Annotated in this window: 17 protein-coding genes; 8 read left to right on the top strand and 9 right to left on the bottom strand. The window is 70.3% G+C overall.

Annotation, left to right across the window (positions count from 1 at the left end):
* The first annotated feature begins 78 nt into the window (after positions 1-78).
* From QSK37_RS46405 to QSK37_RS46430, 6 genes are all read left to right on the top strand, one after another.
* A complete protein-coding gene (locus tag QSK37_RS46405; protein ID WP_285634961.1) occupies positions 79-510 on the top strand; it encodes a hypothetical protein in 432 nt (143 codons plus the stop codon).
* 733 nt (positions 511-1,243) lie between these two features.
* Entirely contained in the window at positions 1,244-1,939 is a 696-nt protein-coding gene (locus QSK37_RS46410; RefSeq protein WP_285634964.1) for a toxin glutamine deamidase domain-containing protein, read from the top strand.
* Positions 1,939-2,244: a YrhB domain-containing protein gene (locus QSK37_RS46415; RefSeq protein WP_285634967.1), complete on the top strand. Its 306-nt coding sequence runs from the start codon at positions 1,939-1,941 to the stop codon at positions 2,242-2,244. The genes QSK37_RS46410 and QSK37_RS46415 overlap by 1 nt, the downstream gene beginning before the upstream one ends.
* 811 nt (positions 2,245-3,055) lie before the next feature.
* On the top strand, positions 3,056-3,511 hold the full coding sequence (locus tag QSK37_RS46420; RefSeq protein ID WP_285634970.1) for a GNAT family N-acetyltransferase: 456 nt from the start codon (positions 3,056-3,058) through the stop codon (positions 3,509-3,511).
* 516 nt (positions 3,512-4,027) lie between these two features.
* A complete protein-coding gene (locus tag QSK37_RS46425) occupies positions 4,028-6,412 on the top strand; it encodes an MFS transporter (protein WP_285634972.1) in 2,385 nt (794 codons plus the stop codon).
* A 71-nt stretch (positions 6,413-6,483) separates the two neighbouring features.
* Complete coding sequence (locus QSK37_RS46430) at positions 6,484-6,957, top strand: MarR family winged helix-turn-helix transcriptional regulator (RefSeq protein ID WP_285574451.1); 474 nt, start codon at positions 6,484-6,486, stop codon at positions 6,955-6,957.
* Positions 6,958-6,968: 11 nt separating this feature from the next.
* On the opposite strand, the gene QSK37_RS46435 is transcribed toward QSK37_RS46430, so the two are convergent.
* Positions 6,969-8,342, bottom strand: a complete 1,374-nt coding sequence (locus QSK37_RS46435) for a cytochrome P450 (RefSeq protein WP_285634974.1) — start codon at positions 8,340-8,342, stop codon at positions 6,969-6,971.
* Between the two features lie 81 nt (positions 8,343-8,423).
* Between QSK37_RS46435 and QSK37_RS46440 the strand changes: the two genes are divergently transcribed.
* On the top strand, positions 8,424-8,996 hold the full coding sequence (locus QSK37_RS46440; RefSeq protein WP_285634977.1) for a TetR/AcrR family transcriptional regulator: 573 nt from the start codon (positions 8,424-8,426) through the stop codon (positions 8,994-8,996).
* Positions 8,997-9,002: 6 nt separating this feature from the next.
* Here the strand turns inward: QSK37_RS46440 and QSK37_RS46445 are convergent, their stop codons facing one another.
* From QSK37_RS46445 to QSK37_RS46480, 8 genes are all read right to left on the bottom strand, one after another.
* A complete protein-coding gene (locus QSK37_RS46445; RefSeq protein ID WP_285634980.1) occupies positions 9,003-9,608 on the bottom strand; it encodes a response regulator transcription factor in 606 nt (201 codons plus the stop codon).
* Between the two features lie 29 nt (positions 9,609-9,637).
* Complete coding sequence (locus QSK37_RS46450) at positions 9,638-10,801, bottom strand: sensor histidine kinase (protein ID WP_285634983.1); 1,164 nt, start codon at positions 10,799-10,801, stop codon at positions 9,638-9,640.
* A complete protein-coding gene (locus QSK37_RS46455) occupies positions 10,801-11,541 on the bottom strand; it encodes an ABC transporter permease (protein ID WP_285634986.1) in 741 nt (246 codons plus the stop codon). The genes QSK37_RS46450 and QSK37_RS46455 overlap by 1 nt, the downstream gene beginning before the upstream one ends.
* A 20-nt stretch (positions 11,542-11,561) precedes the next feature.
* Positions 11,562-12,443 carry an ABC transporter ATP-binding protein gene (locus QSK37_RS46460; protein ID WP_285634988.1) on the bottom strand — a complete coding sequence of 294 codons (882 nt, stop codon included), beginning with the start codon at positions 12,441-12,443 and terminating at the stop codon, positions 11,562-11,564.
* A gap of 127 nt (positions 12,444-12,570) precedes the next feature.
* A complete protein-coding gene (locus QSK37_RS46465; RefSeq protein ID WP_285634993.1) occupies positions 12,571-13,500 on the bottom strand; it encodes an RNA-guided endonuclease InsQ/TnpB family protein in 930 nt (309 codons plus the stop codon).
* Positions 13,501-13,509: 9 nt separating this feature from the next.
* Positions 13,510-13,788 (bottom strand): hypothetical protein, encoded by a 279-nt coding sequence (locus QSK37_RS46470; RefSeq protein WP_285634996.1) that lies wholly within the window; start codon positions 13,786-13,788, stop codon positions 13,510-13,512.
* A 286-nt stretch (positions 13,789-14,074) separates the two neighbouring features.
* Positions 14,075-15,205, bottom strand: coding sequence for a hypothetical protein (locus tag QSK37_RS46475; RefSeq protein ID WP_285634998.1), 1,131 nt, complete (start codon positions 15,203-15,205; stop codon positions 14,075-14,077).
* Positions 15,202-15,714 carry a SigE family RNA polymerase sigma factor gene (locus QSK37_RS46480; protein WP_285634999.1) on the bottom strand — a complete coding sequence of 171 codons (513 nt, stop codon included), beginning with the start codon at positions 15,712-15,714 and terminating at the stop codon, positions 15,202-15,204. Before QSK37_RS46480 ends, QSK37_RS46475 begins: the two co-directional genes overlap by 4 nt.
* 198 nt (positions 15,715-15,912) lie before the next feature.
* Between QSK37_RS46480 and QSK37_RS46485 the strand changes: the two genes are divergently transcribed.
* Positions 15,913-16,563, top strand: coding sequence for a hypothetical protein (locus QSK37_RS46485; RefSeq protein ID WP_285635001.1), 651 nt, complete (start codon positions 15,913-15,915; stop codon positions 16,561-16,563).
* Positions 16,564-16,566 lie beyond the last annotated feature (3 nt).

Here is a 16,566-nt window from a genome sequence, read left to right on the forward strand (position 1 = left end):
CGACGACGGGTGATCGCCGCCGGTGTAGATCGTCATCGGCCCGAGCGTCTTGATGCCGCCGGCCGGCGGCGGCGCCAGGTGAGGTACGTCGAAGCCCTCGACCGCCAGCCGCGTCACCTCACCTCGAAGCACCTCGCACGAGACATCGCTCGCGCGTGGGCGCGGGCCGTACGAGAGAACCCGCAGACCTGGACGCCCGTCCTGAGCACCGGCGCGCAGACACCAGCGCCCGTCCTCGACCGGATCGAGCAGGGGCGCGAGGTCGTACGCGAAGCCATCGCCGACTTCATCGGCAGGGGCCGCGACCTGGACGCCGCCACCGCCCGACATCACCGCTGGACGGCCCACGCCGTGGTCGCCGCCGCCGAGCACTTCGGACATCTGGTGCTGACCCGCCCCGACGCCATCACCGACGACGAACTCGCCGCGCTCTTCGACGATCTGGTCAGAGGCCTCCTGCGCCGGACCTGGGACGGCGGGTCGGCCGAGTCGTTGAGCGGGGCGTGCTGACGGCCTCGGACGAGGCCTGGCCCATCGCGGTTCGGCGTGCTGAGGTGGTTGGCCGGTTGGCACGGGAGGATCGGCCCGGTGTGGAGGCGGGCGACTCTGCGGCCAGTGAGTTGGGACTTTCACGCCGTCAGGTGTATGTGCTGCTGCGCCGTTGGCGGGAGGGTGACGGCGTCGTCTCGGATCTGCCTCCCGGGCGATCCAGCGGTGGGCGTGGCCGGGGCCGGTTGCCCGGGGAGGTGGAGGCGCTGCCGGCCGAGGTGATCCGGCAGCGGTACTTGCGTAGGCAACGCCGTTCGTGACGGCGGTGCGCAAGGAGGTCGTCCGGCTGTGCCGCGCCCGCGGGTTGCCCCCCGCCGTCACGGGGGACGCTGGAACGGCGGATCGGCTGGCTGGATCCGGTGGCAGTGGTGTCGGCGCGGGAGGGCTCGGACGCGGCGCGGGCGCTGGGGCCGGCGGGCGGACCCCAACCGGAGATCGAGGACTTGCGGGGAACAGGTGCAGATCGATCACACGGTGGTCGATCATGGTGGACGAGCGGCACCGGCTGCCGATCGGACGTCCGTACGTCACGGCGGCGATCGATGTCGCGAGCCGCTGCGTGGTCGGCTTGGGCGTGACGCTGGGGACACCCGTCAGCACTGTCGGTCGGGCTGGGCCTCGCGCAAGGGGCGTGCGACAAGCGGGCGTCGTCTAAGAACAGTGACGAGCGCCGTTTAGAGAGGTGAGGAATAGTGTGGACGTCGGTGGCGCCGAAAGCGTAGCAAGAGAAGCCGTCGAAAAGATCGGAATATTCCATGCTGCTGCGGACTTCTGGCGCGAGCCGGCAGACGTCGGAGGTGGCGGCCGGTTGCTTGAGTTTCGACCGCACGAAGCTGCAAAATTTCCCGACAGAGAACTGTTTTTGGATTATTCCTACCGGGAACACTATGCGGCGATTTCCGATGTTCTTGACAAAGCGAGAGCGCGCGGAAGTTCGTTGTCGGTAGACGATATGCGCGAAATCCTGCCTCACGTCAATCCGGGCGACTTCAAGAACAACTGCAAGGAGTGTGCCTTCGCGTTGGACGATATAGTGCACGGCACTCCCCGGGTGGCTGGGCCGAGTCTTTCGATCAAAGTTAGCGAACAACTCCCAACGATGACTCGAAGAGCCTACCGGCTGGGAGGAGTGACCGACTACCTCAAGTCGAGCGACCTCCAATCCATCGAAAATCGGATATCGACGGAAAAGCATGGAACCACCGGAATGCTTATGTGGGACCCGGTGGCGCCAAACACCCCGGGACACGTAATTAATGTTGTGACTACAAGCGAGTTCCCGATATATATCGATGTCCAGACCCAGACGATGGGGACCGAACTATCCGCTGAAGCGTTCTCGCATGAAATGAATTTCTACTACTTCAAGACGGGGGTATCCGGCTTGTGATGGCAGCAGAGGCGAAGCGAATAGTACAAGATTACTTGAATAATATGTACCCTTTGGAAGGTGGCTGCCCCACGGTCGCTGTAGTAGAGAGCGAAACGGTGGAACGACCGTATGGCTGGTTCTTTTTCTATAATACAGTGCAGGCGCTGGAAATGGGCAACATGGGCCACTCCTTGATCGGTAACGGCCCGATCCTGGTACGCCGCGGAGATGGAAAGATTGTCGAATTCTCCTCGTTCTACTCCGTCAACGCCGCCGTAACAGCGTATGAGGCCGACCCGGCGAAATTCCAGCCGCGCACTTGACAGGAGATGGGAGTCCGGCAAGCCTCGCGGCGCGTCGACCTCACCGGTCTCGTCGGCCAGGTCGCGATCAGCAGCGGTACTGGTCTGCCATGGCGGGCAAGTGCCGCGGCGCGTTCTCCGTGCCTGTGGCATAAGTGCGGAATTCCGCCCTGACCGCCGCGATCGGCTTCCACGTCGAAGGGAGCGACGTCCCACCGCCAGTCGTCGATCTCCTCCAGCGCCGCCGCAAGGGCCTGCTGTGGTTCGTCCGCGCCGAGATTCTCGGTGGTCAGGCACCCGCACACCATCCGGATCGGTCGACAGATCGGAGATTTCTGGCTCTGGAGCAACGGCATCGACCAAGGCCGGAATGAACACCCGGCTCGACCGCGGCAACAGGGATCGGACGTGCGCGGCCTCGTCGGTATCCAGGTACTTCATCGGCGGCCCTCGCACTTCAGGAGTATGAACGGCGGCACGGTGCGGAGCGGGAGTGATCGCACCGAACGCGCGCACGAGGTCCTCCTGCCCGCCCGGCGGAGGGTAGAGGCCGCGGCGTGACGGTTCGCCCGCCGCGTGCAGGACGGTGGCGGTGACGTCCGGGTCGGGCTCGGCGGGAAGGTAGTGGATCGAACCGACCACCGCCAAGGCACCCATCACCGCGCCCTCGGAGGACTCTGGCCCGGCGCGGGATCACCCTCGAACCCGGCTGGCTCGTACTGACCGGCGGGCTGACCGACGCCGTGTTCGCGCAGCCCGGCAGTACCATCCGCGCCCGTTTCGTCAACCTTGGTACGGTCGCTCTGACCTGCGAGTAGCACGGAGGAGCGGAATGAACATCGTCGTGGACGACCTGTCCGGCCCGCAGATCGCCGCGTTCCTCCACGAGCACGTCCAGCAGATGCGGGCCATCACGCCGCTGGAGAGCAAGCACGCCCTCGACCTCGACGGGCTGCGCGCACCCGAGGTCACGTTCTGGTCGGTGCGGGACGGCGACTCGGTGGTGGGCTGCGGCGCGATCAAGAGGCTGGACGCGGCCCACGCCGAGCTGAAGTCGATGCGCACCGCGCCGGCGCGCAAGCGGAGCGGGGTCGCGTCCCTGCTGCTGACGCACATCCTCGCCGAGGCCGGGCTCATGGGCTTCACCCGGCTGAGCCTGGAGACCGGCTCGGCCGAGTTCTTCCTGCCGGCGAGGAAGCTGTACGAGAAGTTCGGCTTCGACTACTGCGAGCCCTTCGCGGACTACCGGCCCGACCCGCACAGCGTCTTCATGACGAGAGCCCTCTGACCGCGAAAGCCCTCACGCCGACACACTCGCCGGCCGTCTCCTCCACCTCACCTGCCTGAGCGCGCCCTGACCCACGGACGGTCGGGGAGAAGGTTGCTTGCGGCAACCAATTTGTGGCATACTTGCCTCAGGCAACCAAATGCGAGTGTCCGTCGCGGCATCGGAGGGCCGCTGTCGCGAACCGCTCGCGCGGCTGGGTGGGTCGGGCATGGTGATCGGGCCATCAGGCGGCGATACGCCGCCTGAACAGGCCACGCGCCCGACGTCGTGGTGCCGCGCCGAGACGGCGAGCCGCGCATCCGGGAGAGACCGCCCGACGTCGCACCGCCGGTTGCCGGCAGGCGCGTCGCCGACGCTCCCCGGCCCTCAGCGGCCGGCTCACGCGAGCGTCGCCGCGCAGCGAGCGAGCACCGTCCCCCCGCCCGGGGCACGTTCCGGGCGCGCGAAAGGAGATTGATGGCAACCGCAGCACCGGCCGAGGTGCGGGCGGCGGCACCTGATTCCTCAGGTGTCCCGATGTCCCATCGGCAGATCATGGAAGCTCTGTCCGGGCTGCTGCTCGGCCTGTTCGTGACGATCCTGTCGTCCACCGTCGTGTCGAACGCGCTGCCGACGATCATCGCCGATCTGCACGCGAGCCAGACCACCTACACCTGGGTGATCACCGGGACGCTGCTCTCGATGACGATCACCACTCCGATCTGGGGCAAGCTCGCCGACCTGGTGAGCAAGAAGCTGCTGATCCAGCTCGCGCTGGTGATCTTCGTCGCCGGCTCGGCCATCGCCGGTCAGGCGCACAACCCCGCGATGCTCATCACGGCCCGCGTCGTGCAGGGCCTCGGCGCCGGTGGGCTCAGCGCCCTGGTGCAGGTGATCATGGCGGCGATGATCTCGCCACGCGAGCGCGGTCGCTACTCCGGCTACACGGGTGCGGTCTTCGCCCTGGCCACGGTCGGCGGTCCGCTCATCGGCGGTGTCATCGTCGACACCTCCTGGCTCGGCTGGCGGTGGTGCTTCTACGTGGGCGTGCCGTTCGCCGTCATCGCGCTGATCGTCCTGCAGAAGACCCTGCACCTGCCGACGGCCCGGCGGAAGGTCAAGGTCGACTGGCTCGGCGCGACGCTGTTCTCCGGCGCGGCCGCTCTGCTGCTGCTCTGGGTCTCCTTCGCCGGCGACAAGTACGACTGGCTGTCGTGGCAGACCGCCGCGATGATCGGCGGCGCGGTCGTCCTGGCGGTGCTGTTCGTCGTGGCCGAGACCTTCGCGAGCGAGCCGATCGTGCCGCTGCGCCTGTTCCGCATCCGCACGCTGTCCCTGTCCACGCTGGCCAGCCTGTTCGTCGGCGTCGCGATGTTCGGCGCGACGACGTTCCTCAGCCAGTACTTCCAGCTGGCCCGCGGCGACTCGCCGACGAAGGCGGGCCTGATGACCCTGCCGATGATCGGCGGCCTGGCCGTCGCCTCCACGATCTCCGGGCGCATCGTCAGCTCGACCGGACGCTGGAAGTACATTCTGGTGCTCGGCGCCGCGTCGATGACCGTCGGGTACGCCCTGCTGAGCACGATCCGCTACGACACCGCCTACTGGCAGGTCGCCGTCTACATGTTCTGCGTCGGCGCGGGCCTGGGCATGACCATGCAGAACCTCGTGCTGTGCGTGCAGAACCAGGTGCGGACGCAGGAGCTGGGAGTGGCCAGCTCGACCGTCTCCTTCTTCCGTTCGCTCGGCGGCGCGATCGGCGTCTCGGCGCTCGGCGCGGCGCTGGGCAACCGCATCACCCACTACATGATGGACGGCCTCGCGCGCATCGGCGTGCACACCTCCGGCACCGGTGGCTCGCTCCCGAAGCTCTCCGCCCTTCCCGCCCCGATCCGCCGGGTCGTCCAGGACGCGTACGGACACGGCATCGGCAACGTCTTCCTGTACGCCGCGCCGTGCGCGCTGATCGCGGTGATCGTGATCCTGTTCATCAAGGAGGTGCCGCTGCGCACGTCCAACACCCAGCCGGCGCCGGCCGGCGTGGCCCCCTCGGGCAGGCACGCCCAGCGCCGGGAGCCGGAGCTGGTCCCGGCCGGCGTCGGCAACCCGGTCCCGGCCGTCGACGGCCAGGTCACCGCCTTGGCGACGGGAGTCGAGGAGTCGCCGGACGCCGGCGCGATCCGCGGCGTCGTCCGCAACGGCGGTGTTCCGGTGGCCCGTGCGGTGATCACACTGATCGACGTCCGGGGGCGCCAGATCGGCCGCGCGACCACCCGTGACGACGGACGGTACGCCCTGCCCGCCCCCGGCAGCGGCACCTACGTGCTGATCGCCGCGGCGGGAGACCACGACCCGCAGGCCGCGACCCTCGTGGTCGGCGACCGGCCGATCGACTTCGACGTGACGCTCACCGGCTCCGGCGGCCTCGCCGGCACCGTCCGCGGCGCGGGCGGCGCACCCGTCGAAGGCGCGATGGTCGTCGTCACGGACGCACGCGGCGAGGTCGTCGCCGGCGGCACGACCGACGCCGGAGGAGGCTTCCTCTTCCCAGCGGTGACCGCCGGCGTCTACACGCTCGCGGTCAGCGCCACCTCGTACCGCCCGGCCGCCGTGCCGGTCGAGGTCGGCAACGGCCTGACCCGCCAGGAGATCGAGCTCCTGCCCGGCGTACGGGTGCACGGCACGATCCGGGCGGAGGGCCGCGGCCCGATCCCCGACGCGCGCGTCACGCTGCTCGACGCGGCCGGGAACGTCGTCGGCGTGACGATGACCGGTCCCGACGGGGAGTACGCCTTCACCGGCCTGAGGGAGGGCGAGTACACCGTCACGGCCACCGGGTACCCGCAGGTCACGAGCGGAGTCGACCTGGCACGCCAGGGCGAGGACGCGCACGACCTGTGGCTCGGCCACCCCGCCGGATGACATGGGTCCGCCGGGCCGCCGGAGGGGGCGGTCCGGCGGAAATGCCGGGTATGAGGGCAGATGAGGGAACGATGACGGAGATGACCACGGTCGGCCGTGAGCACGAGGCGTACCAGGCCGTCGAGCACGAGCTCGGCGTGCTGTTCCGCCGCGCCCGGGCGCTGTCCACCGAGGTGGCGCGCGAGGTGCACCCCGAACTCGAGCCCGCGGCGTACGGCCTGCTCATCGGCATGCACGACTGTGCCCGCTCGCGCCCCAGCGATCTGGCCGACTACTTCGGCGTCGGCAAGGCCACCATCAGCCGCCAGGTGAAGGGCCTCGAAGAGCTCGGACTGATCGAGCGCCGGCCCGACCCCGATGACGGCCGCGCCCACCTGCTCGTCCTCACGGAGGAGGGACGCCGGAGGGTGGAGACCGCCCGCACCGCCCGGCAGGAACGCTTCCACGCGATGCTCGGCACCTGGCCGGCCGAGGACGTCCGCGTGCTGGGCCGGATGCTCGCCCGCTTCAACGACCTCACCGAGAGCAAGGCGGGCCACCTGTAGGCGGCCCGGCGTCAGCGCCTGCGCGGGGCGAGGCGAAAGCCCTGAGGTTTGAGCGTGAGGGACTCGGCGATCTTCAGCTGGTAGCCGTCGTCGGGAACCAGGCGGTAGCGGTGAAGGACGAGTCCGAGTGCCAGAACGGCCTCGTGCAGGGCGAACTGGCGGCCGATGCAGGCGCGCTGCCCGGTCCCGAACGGCTTGTACGCGTGGGCGGGGCGTTTCTTGGCCTGGCCGGGGGCGAACCGCTCCGGCTCGAACCGGTCGGGATCGGGCCACACGTCCGGGTCGCGGTGGAGCAGCGGCAGCATCACCAGAGCCCAGTCGCCCTTGCTCATCCGATACCGGCCGCCGAGCACGGTGTCGGCGCGAGCGGCCCTCAGGTAGCCGGGCGCCGTCGGCCACAGCCGCAGCGCCTCGTCCAGCACGGCGCGTGTGTATCGCAGCCTGGGAATGTCGGTGAAGGCGGGGACGGGATCGTCGGCCCGGCCCCACAGCGCGTCCACCTCCGCCTGCGCACGCGCCAGAGCCTCCGGGGCGCGGGTGAGGTGGTAGAGGGCGAACGACAGCGCGCCGGAGGTCGTCTCATGGCCCGCGACCATGAAGGTGATGACCTGCCGGCGGATGTTGACCACATCCAGGTGGCGGCCGGTCTCCGGATGGGCGGTCCGTAGCATCAGGTCGAGCAGGTCGGACGCCTCGGGAGCCGGTCCACCGCGACGGGCGCGGATGACGTCGTCGACGAGACGGTTCATCGCCTCGATGTCCGCCCGGTGTCGCCGGGCCGAGCCCGCCAGCACCCGGCGCACGGGCGGGGCCACCGACAGGTTGGCGTAGCGCAGCGCCCGGGTCATGCTGGTCACGAACGGGTGCGGGCGGTCGCGGTCGAAGGAACCGAACCGGTAGCCGAACCCCGCGCGGCCGATGGTCTCCAACGTCAGGCGTGTCATGTCGCCGGTGACGTCGACCTGCCCGCCGTGGTCGGCCACCGCGTCCCAACGGTCCAGGAGCTCCCGGGCCACCTCCACCATGATCGTGTGATAGCCGCGCATCGCGTCGCGGGTGAACGCCGGCTGCAGGATGTCGTGCGCCAGGCGCCAGTTCGGCTCGCCGTCCTCGGCGGTGAACAGGGCGTCGCCCACGATGCGGCGCAGCGGACGCAGGCTCAGCCCGACGTGCTTGCCGAACCTGGTCTCGTCGTTCAGCTCGGCCGCCAGGTCGGCCCCGCCCACGGTGATGATCTCCGTGCCGAGGACCCTGCGGACCGAGATCGGGCCGAGGCCGCGGACCAGCCGCAACGACGACTGGACGGGGGCGCGGGGATCCAGGCCCACCACGTCGCCCAGCAGCGGCAGGCGGTGCGGCGGATGCGGAATGCCGGTGGTGTCCACACGTGTCTCCCAGCTATTGAATCAGGTTCAGTAGCCCCACGATGCGCAGCTTGTTGAACTCAAGTCAATATGATCGGCATCATGCGGAGACGGCTGAGCACCGAGCAGCGGCGCGCGCAGTTGCTGACGATCGGCGCCGAACTGTTCGCCCGCCGCCCGTACGAGGACGTGTGGATCGACGAGGTCGCCGACATCGCCGAGGTCTCCCGGGGGCTGCTGTACCACTACTTCCCCAGCAAACGGGCGTTCTTCCTGGCCATCGTGGAGGCCGAGGGCGCCAAGCTTCTGCAGGCCAGCGCGCCCGACCCGACGCTGCCGCCGCTCGACCAGCTCAAGGCGGGCCTGGAGATCTACATCGGCTACGCCGAACGCCATCCCGACGGCTTCCGGGTGGCACACCAGGCCGCCGCCACCGACGACGACCTCCATCGCATCCAGCGATCGCGGATCACCGCCCTGCGCGACCGCATCCTCGCCGGACTGAGCGCGGTGACGACCGTGGACGAACAGACGCGCATCGCGGTCACCGGCTGGCTGGCCTTCGTCCCCGTCGCCATCCTGGAATGGCTCGACGACCCGGCCATCACCCGGGACGAACTGTGCGACCTGTGCGCCCGTACCCTCTGGGCCGCGGCCGGCCTGCGACCTGCGTGAGGATGCTCAGAGCCAGCCCTGGCGCTGGGCGGTCTGGACGGCCTCGATGCGGTTGCGGGCGGAGGTCTTGCGGATCGCCGAGGACAGGTAGTTGCGCACCGTGCCCTCCGACAGGTGGAGGCGTCCGGCGACGTCGCCGATCGTTGAACCGTCGGCCGAGGCGGCGAGCACGTCACGTTCGCGCGGCGACAGCGGGTTGGGGCCGGCGCTCAACGCGGCGGCGGCCAGGGCCGGGTCGATCACCCGCTCGCCCGCGAGCACGCGGCGGATCGCCGCCGCCAGCTCCTTCGCCGGGCTGTCCTTGACCAGGAACGCCGACGCGCCCGACTCCATCGCGCGGCGCAGGTAGCCCGGCCGGCCGAACGTCGTGAGGATGACGATCCGGCAGTCGGGCAGCGCCTCACGCAGCGACGCGGCGGCGGTGATGCCGTCCTTGCCCGGCATCTCGATGTCGAGGAGCGCGACGTCGGGCCGGGTGCGCGCGGCCACCGTGAGGGCCTCGTCGCCGTCGGCCGCCTCGCCGACCACCTCGATGTCGTCCTCGAGGTTCAGCAGGGTCGCGAGCGCACCGCGCACCATGCCCTGGTCCTCGGCCAGCAGCACCCGGATCACGCTGGCGACTCTAGATGAAGACACGGCGATCAAGCAGTCTCTCCGGCCGGCTCACGCGGCGTCGTCGGCGTCAGCGGCGCGCGTACGGCCAGGCGGAACCCGCCGTCCGCGCGGGCACCGGCCTCGACGGCGCCACCCGAGGCCGTGACCCGTTCGCCGAGCCCGCGCAGGCCGTTGCCGGTCGGCGCCTCACCGGCGCCCGTGCCATCGTCGATGATCTCCAGAACGGCCGTGCCGTCCTGCCTGCGGACGGTGATCGCGGCGGTACGGGCGCGCGCGTGCCGGACGATGTTGGTGACGCCCTCGCGTACGGCCCAGCCGAACAGGCCGTCGACCTGGTCGGGCAGCGGAGTGCCCGAGGACTTGATGGTCAGCTCGACGTCGGCGGCGGCCAGGACGCTGCGGGCGTTCTCCAGCTCGTCGGTCAGGTTGCGCTGGCGGTAGCCGGAGATCGCCTCGCGCACGTCGGCGAGCGCCTGCCGGGCCACGGCCTCGATGTCGCGCACCTCGGCGACGCTCCGGTCCAGGTCGCGTTCGGCCAGCCGGGTGGCCACCTCGCTCTTGAGCACGATCAGCGACAACGTGTGCCCGAGCAGGTCGTGCAGGTCGCGGGCGATGCGCAGCCGCTCCTCGTTCGCGGCGAGGCGGGCGACCTCGCCGCGCGCCTCCCGGAGCTGGACGACGAGCATCCGGCTCGTACGGAACGCGAACAGCAGCAGGCCGACGGTCAGCGTCTCGAAGGTGACGAGTGCCAGACTGCTGTTCCGGACGCCCAGTGAGGCGCAGATGACCGCCGTCAGCGCGGCGGCGGCGACGACCCCGCGCCCGGCCCACCGCGGCGGGAGGGCCATGGCGCAGGCGACGCCGAAGTAGACCAGCAGCCCGCCCCAGTCGGGGCCGAACAGCAGCGGGTAGCCGATCGCCAGGACGAACAGCACACCGATCAGGACGTACGTGCGGCGGTTCGTCTCGCCGGTCCACGGGTTGTTGGCGAGCACCAGGGCGATGAAGCTCGCGGCGTAGGAGAGCAGCGCCGCCAGCTGGACGATGCTCGCCGGCACGCTGTGGCCGTGGCCGAACAGGCTGCTCGTCGGCAGGAGCAGGTAGACCAGCCCGAGTGAGGTCCACGCGGCCCTTCGCCAGGGCCTGGGGGAGGACTCCCACCCAGGGTCCTTGGGGGTGAGGATGCTCATCAGGAGCGAACGGTAGCGCGGCGGTAGGCCACCGTCGCAAGGGTGCCGAGCACCACGCTCCAGCCCGCGAGGACGAGGACGTCCGAGGCGGGCGGGGTGTGCCCGGCGACGATGCTCCAGCCGAGGTCGGCGAAGCGGTTCGAGGGAGTCCAGTGCGCGACGTGCCGCAGGGTCTTCGGCAGCAGGCTCACCGACATCCACATTCCGCCCAGGATGGCGAGAAGGAGGTAGCAGGCCATGGTGAGCGGCTGCGCCGCGTCCGGGCCGACGAGCGAGCCGATCAGGGTGCCGAGCGCGGCGAACGGGAGCGTGCCGAGCCACATCGCGCCGATCATCCCCGCCCACTCGCCCACGGTCAGGTGGACGTGCTGGGTTACGGCCGCGACGACCCCCACCAGGACGATGGCCGGCAGCGCCAGGCACATCGAGGCGACCACCTTGGCGATGATCACCGCCCACGGCCGCAGCGGCGTCACCCGGAGCTGCCGCAGCCAGCCGCTCTGGCGTTCGGCGGCCAGCCGCGCGCCGGTCGTGGTCAGCGACGCGCCGAGGGCGCCGAAGGCGGCCATCGAGACCAGCAGGTACGTCTTGGCGTCCAGCCCGGTATCGGCGTCCACGTCGCCCTTGGCGAAGATGTTGGACCACAGCAGGTAGAAGCCGACCGGGAGGGCGATGGTGAAGAACACGAAGCGCCGGTCGCGGTACATCCGCCGGATCTCCAGCGCGAGATAGCGAAGCATCGAAGGAGTCCTTTCGAGGGTCAGTTGTCGCCGGTGAGGGACAGGAACGCCTCTTCCAGGTCGGCGCCCTTGACCTCCAGGTCCCGTACCTCGACGCCTGAGGTGTACAGCGCCTGTACGGTCGCGTCGGGGTCGGTGGTGCGCAGGCGTACGGAGCCGCCGCGCACCTCCATGCCGGTCACACCGGGGAGCGTGTCGAGCCCGGCCGTGGGCCGGTCGCCGATCGTGAAGCGCACCGTACGGCCCCCGGCGGCGGACTTGATCTCCTGGGCGGTCCCGTCGGCGACGACCTGCCCGCGGCTGATCACGACGACCCGGTCGGCGTTCTCGTCCGCCTCCTCCAGGTAGTGCGTGGCGAACAGGATGGTCCGGCCGCCCGCCGCGTACGCGCGCATGCTCGCCCAGAACGACCGCCGGGACTCCACGTCCATGGCCGCGGTCGGCTCGTCCAGCACCAGCAGCCGGGGCGCGCCCGCGACGGCGATGGCGAACCGCACCCGCTGCGCCTGTCCGCCGGACAGCTGGTCGGCGCGGCGCTTGGCCAGAGACGTCAGGTTCGCCAGCGAGAGCACCTCATCGAGCGGCATCGGCTCGGGGTACAGGCTCCGGACGAACTCCACGACCTCCCGTACGGTCAGCCCGGGGACGAGCGCGCCGTCCTGCGGCATCGCGCCGATCCACCCGGCGCGTACGGCGGCGTCCGGGGCCTGGCCGAAGACGCCGACGGTCCCGGCCGTGGGCCGGATGAGGCCGAGAAGCATGTTGATGGAGGTGGACTTGCCGGCGCCGTTGGGACCCAGCAGCGCGACGGCCTGTCCCGCGGCGATCTCCAGGTCCAGAGCCTCGACGGCGCGGACCGCGCCGTAGCTCTTCGACACTCCCGTGAAAGTGATCGCGTTCATGGGGATAACGCTAGGTTCGCGCAGGTCAGGTGCGTAGTGCCGCGAATCCCGGGTTCGCGATGACATCTGTCATCCCTGGTCCCGTGACTTCATTCGTACGGGACCGGGGCGAGGTTCTAGTGCCGTGTCAGTCAACGTTTGCCTCGAGGAGAGGCGGGGTTGGCTGATCCTCGCTGTGGTGGGCGAGCGACTCCCCACGCGGGGTGGGGCGGGCCACGGCCGGCCGAGGGACCCCGTGTGCGGTGCCGTGATGGGGGGACCGCCTGGGGTCACGCCGGGACCGTCCGGCACCGGGGAGGTGCCGTCCGGCTCGACGGTGCGTGATCACCACCGGAAACGGATTGCCGGTGGTGATGGTGCCGCCCGGTCCGCGCCGGGCGATGTTGGCGCCGCCGACCAGGTCGCGGTGCCCGCTGAACCCGCACCAGGTGCAGGTGAAATTCCGGTTGCTGGGTTTGGGAACCCGCTGGTGACAGGCGGGGCAGGTCGAGGACGTGCCTCGCTCATCCACCAGCGTCAGGTCGATACCGGCCTGTTCGGCCTTGTCTTTGAGACACCGGGTCAGGTGCCCGATCCGCCAATCACGGACCCGCCGGTTGTGCCGCCGCCCTGCTTCGAGGTTGAGCACACCGCGCGGGTCCCCGACCACGAGCGTCCCGATCCGGCGTGCGACCGCCCACGTGATGACCTGACGGGCGGCCTCGTGCTGTGCCTGGCGGACCCGCCGCCGGTGGCGGGCCTCGACCTTGCGCTGCCGGGCCCGATACTTTCGCCATCGCCGTGATCCGGCCTGCCCCGGCTTCGGGGCCCGCCGCGCCACCGCACGCCGCCGGTACTTCGCGTCGCGCAGATGCAGATGGGTCTCGGCACGGATCGCCCGCCCCGACACCACCAGCCCCTCACCATCCGGCCCGGCCACCGCGAACGGGTGGATCACCCCCGGATCGACTCCCGCGACGCGGTGCTGATCGGGCTCCTGACCCGGCGGATAAGCCGCGATGGGGACTTCAGCGGTGACATCAATGAACAACCGGCCGCCCTCGGCCACCAGCGTCACCGAGCGCACCTACTCGGGCGGGTAGGGAACCGGCCGGTCCAACCGCACCCAGAACGGAGTGCGCCCGCGACTGACCGGCAGGCGCAGCCGCAGCCCATCGAGAGTGAATGTGCCGTGGTAGTAGCGCACCGGCATCAACCGGCGTTTCCGCCGAGGGAACCGCGCCGCCACGTCACCGCCCTTGCGGCGCGCGGCGGTGGCGAACCACGCGTCGCTGTACCGCCGCAGCACCGACCGCGCTCCGGCGGTGTCCAGCTCTCCGAACGTGCCCGGCCCCGACGCCGACAACTCCCGGCACAACTCCTGATAACCCGTTACCGGCCGCAGCCCGCGTTGCCGCCGCCACCGGTTCATATCAAGCACACACGCCCACACATCCCCCGCCGAGACCAGCAACCCGAAACACCGACGCCGCTGCCCGGCCGACACACGCAGACCCGCCCGGGCGGTCCGCATCACCACCCGCCCACCATCATCACGTCGAGGCACCAAACGATTACAGCAAGCGCCTACGACAAAAACCGGCCCTCCATCCAACCGCATCTGACGAGAGCAAACGTGGCCTGATGAGGCACTAGCGGCGGGTGAACACCGGGTCCCACGAGTTCACGATGCCCAGCGCCTTGTAGCCGGTGAGCGGAACGCTCGTCCTGCCGTCGATGCTCATCAGGACGTACCGGTGGCTCAGAGTGCGCGGTCCGCCGCACTCGGCCAGGTCACAGGTCACGGCGATGACATGGGTGTCGTCGGCCCAGGCGACCAGTTGCATGACCGGTAGTCGGCTCACCGTCCGGCCGTTCGTGTCCGCGATGCCGAGGCCGGGTGACGCACCCCCGTGCGTGGCGATCAGGCGGCCGTTCGGGGAGATCCCGGCCTCCTCCAGCGAGTCCGCCTCGTGCGCGGGGGCCGGCCGCCGTACTCCGTTCAGGTCGTAGAAGAGCCTGGTGGGCGGGTTGAAGCTCATGGTCGTGGCCCAGATCAGGGTGCCGTCCCTGCTCCAGCCGAGGTCCTGTCGCCCGTTGGGGTCGGCGCGGTTGAACAGGAGGCTGTGGAAGTGCGCCTCCCCGGACCGGGGATCGACCACGATGAACCCGGTTCGCGCTCCCGTGCCCTTGTGGTACTGCGCGTCCGGGTCGGTGGCGTACGTCGTCACGAGCAGCCGCCGCCCGTCCGGAGACCAGGCCAGGCCGCCCGCCGCCGCCTTGAGCGGGATCCAGCGGGTCACCCGCTGCGTCTTCATGTCCAGGATGCCGACACGCGCGGACGGCAGCGGCCCGTCGAGGACGGCGGCCTGCCGCAGGCCCGGCGCCACCGCGAGCCACGCCCAGGGGACCTTCCGGTATCCGCCCGACGCGGGATCGTAGAGGTACCAGGTGTAGACGACCTTCTTCCCGCTGACCCGGAGTGTCCGGTAGGTGGAGAGGGCGACCTGGCCGGCGGCGACGAGACGCTTGGGCGGCGCGTCGTTCGGGTCGGTCCGCAGCGAGGTGTCCACGGGGTGGGTCGCCGGACGCGGCCCGCCCTGCACGCCGACGGTCACTCCGGCGACGATGAGGAGCACCGCCGCCGCGACGACGAGCACGGCCCTCGTCGTCCGCCGTCCGGTGCGGCGCCGGCCCAGCGCCCGGTCGGCGAGCCCGCCCGGCACCCGTGCCTCGGTGGACCATTCGTCGAGGACCCGCCGTACGTAGGTCTCGGTGTTCACTGCCGGACCTCCTTCAAGGTCTCTTTCAGCTCGGGGGCCAGGACGCGCAGGCGCGCGAGCGACCGGTGGGTGGTGCTGCGGACGGTGCCGACGCTGCAGTCGAGCAGCCGGGCGACCTCCGCCTCGGGCAGGTCCTCGAAGAACCGGAGCACGAGCACGGCGCGCTGCCGGGACGTCAGCCGCGACAGCGCCGCCCGTACGGCCATCTTCAGGTCCACCGCGGACGTGCCGTCCTCGCGCGCCTCGTCGGGAGGCGCGGCGACGTTGGTCTCGTGCCGGTGCCACTTGAGCCGCCACCAGCTCACCTGTTGGCGGTAGATCACCTGCCGGACGTAGCTCTCGGGGCTGTCGACGGACCGCCAGCGCGTCGCCAGCTTCGCGAGCGCGGTCTGCAGCAGGTCCTCGGCGGCGTGCTGATCGCCCCCGGTGAGCAGGAAGGCGAGACGCATCAACGCGGGCGACCGCGCCTCCACGAACTCACGAAAATCACGCTCGACCACCGCGTCCATCGCCACCTCCGGGTCTGTCTACTCCTCAGACGCGCGAAGGTGGCCGTCGCTATGTCACCGTTCCGGCGGACGTGGCCGTACGAGGCCCCTGTCGTGTCCACCAGTTCGTCGAACCCCGGGGAGGCCGGTGGCGTCTGAGGGGGCATGAGCCCAAGATGCGAACGGTGTGACGGGCCGCTGGTCCCCGTGGAGTACGGCATGCCCATCGACGACGAGCCGTACCGGCGCCACGAACGTCGCGAGATCTACTTCACCGGCGGGTGCATGGGCGGACCGGAGCCGTGGTGGTGCTGGTCGTGCGAGAGGTTCGCCGACCCCGAACCGCGTCCCCCGCACTCGCTGACCGTGGAGGGCTACCAGCTCTCCGTGCTCGACGTCATGCGCCGCATCGCTCCGGAGGCCCGCTTCGACCCGCCGGCGCCCTACGACGACCCGCCGGCTCACCTGGTGGAGGACGCCGGCCGGTGGAGCGCGCTGGAGATGCCGAAGATCAAGGACCTGGCGGCGGTCCTGGGCGACCCGGTCAGCGGTGGCTCCTGCCGGCACCGGTTCGTCCTTCCGCTGTGGCCCGACTTCTGGCTTGAGCACACGAGCCTGGACACCGAGGTCGCGCAGTACGTCGTCGACCGGCGGTTCGTGCGCAGGTCGGGCGCGCCGATGCGCTCAGCGGACGATCTGCGCCCGTGGTCCGTCCTGCGGCCGGAGGCCGAGGCGTTCTTCGGCTGGGAGCCCACCCGGATGCCCAACGCGTACTTCCACGTCGTGCCGTTCGAGCTCGAAGGACGCCCGATGAAGGCGTATTTCGTCCATGACCTCCTGATCCAGGTCGCGAAGTCCTCGGAGGACTAGCCG

This window comes from Actinoallomurus iriomotensis (assembly GCF_030269445.1).
GTDB classification, from domain to species: domain Bacteria; phylum Actinomycetota; class Actinomycetes; order Streptosporangiales; family Streptosporangiaceae; genus Actinoallomurus; species Actinoallomurus iriomotensis.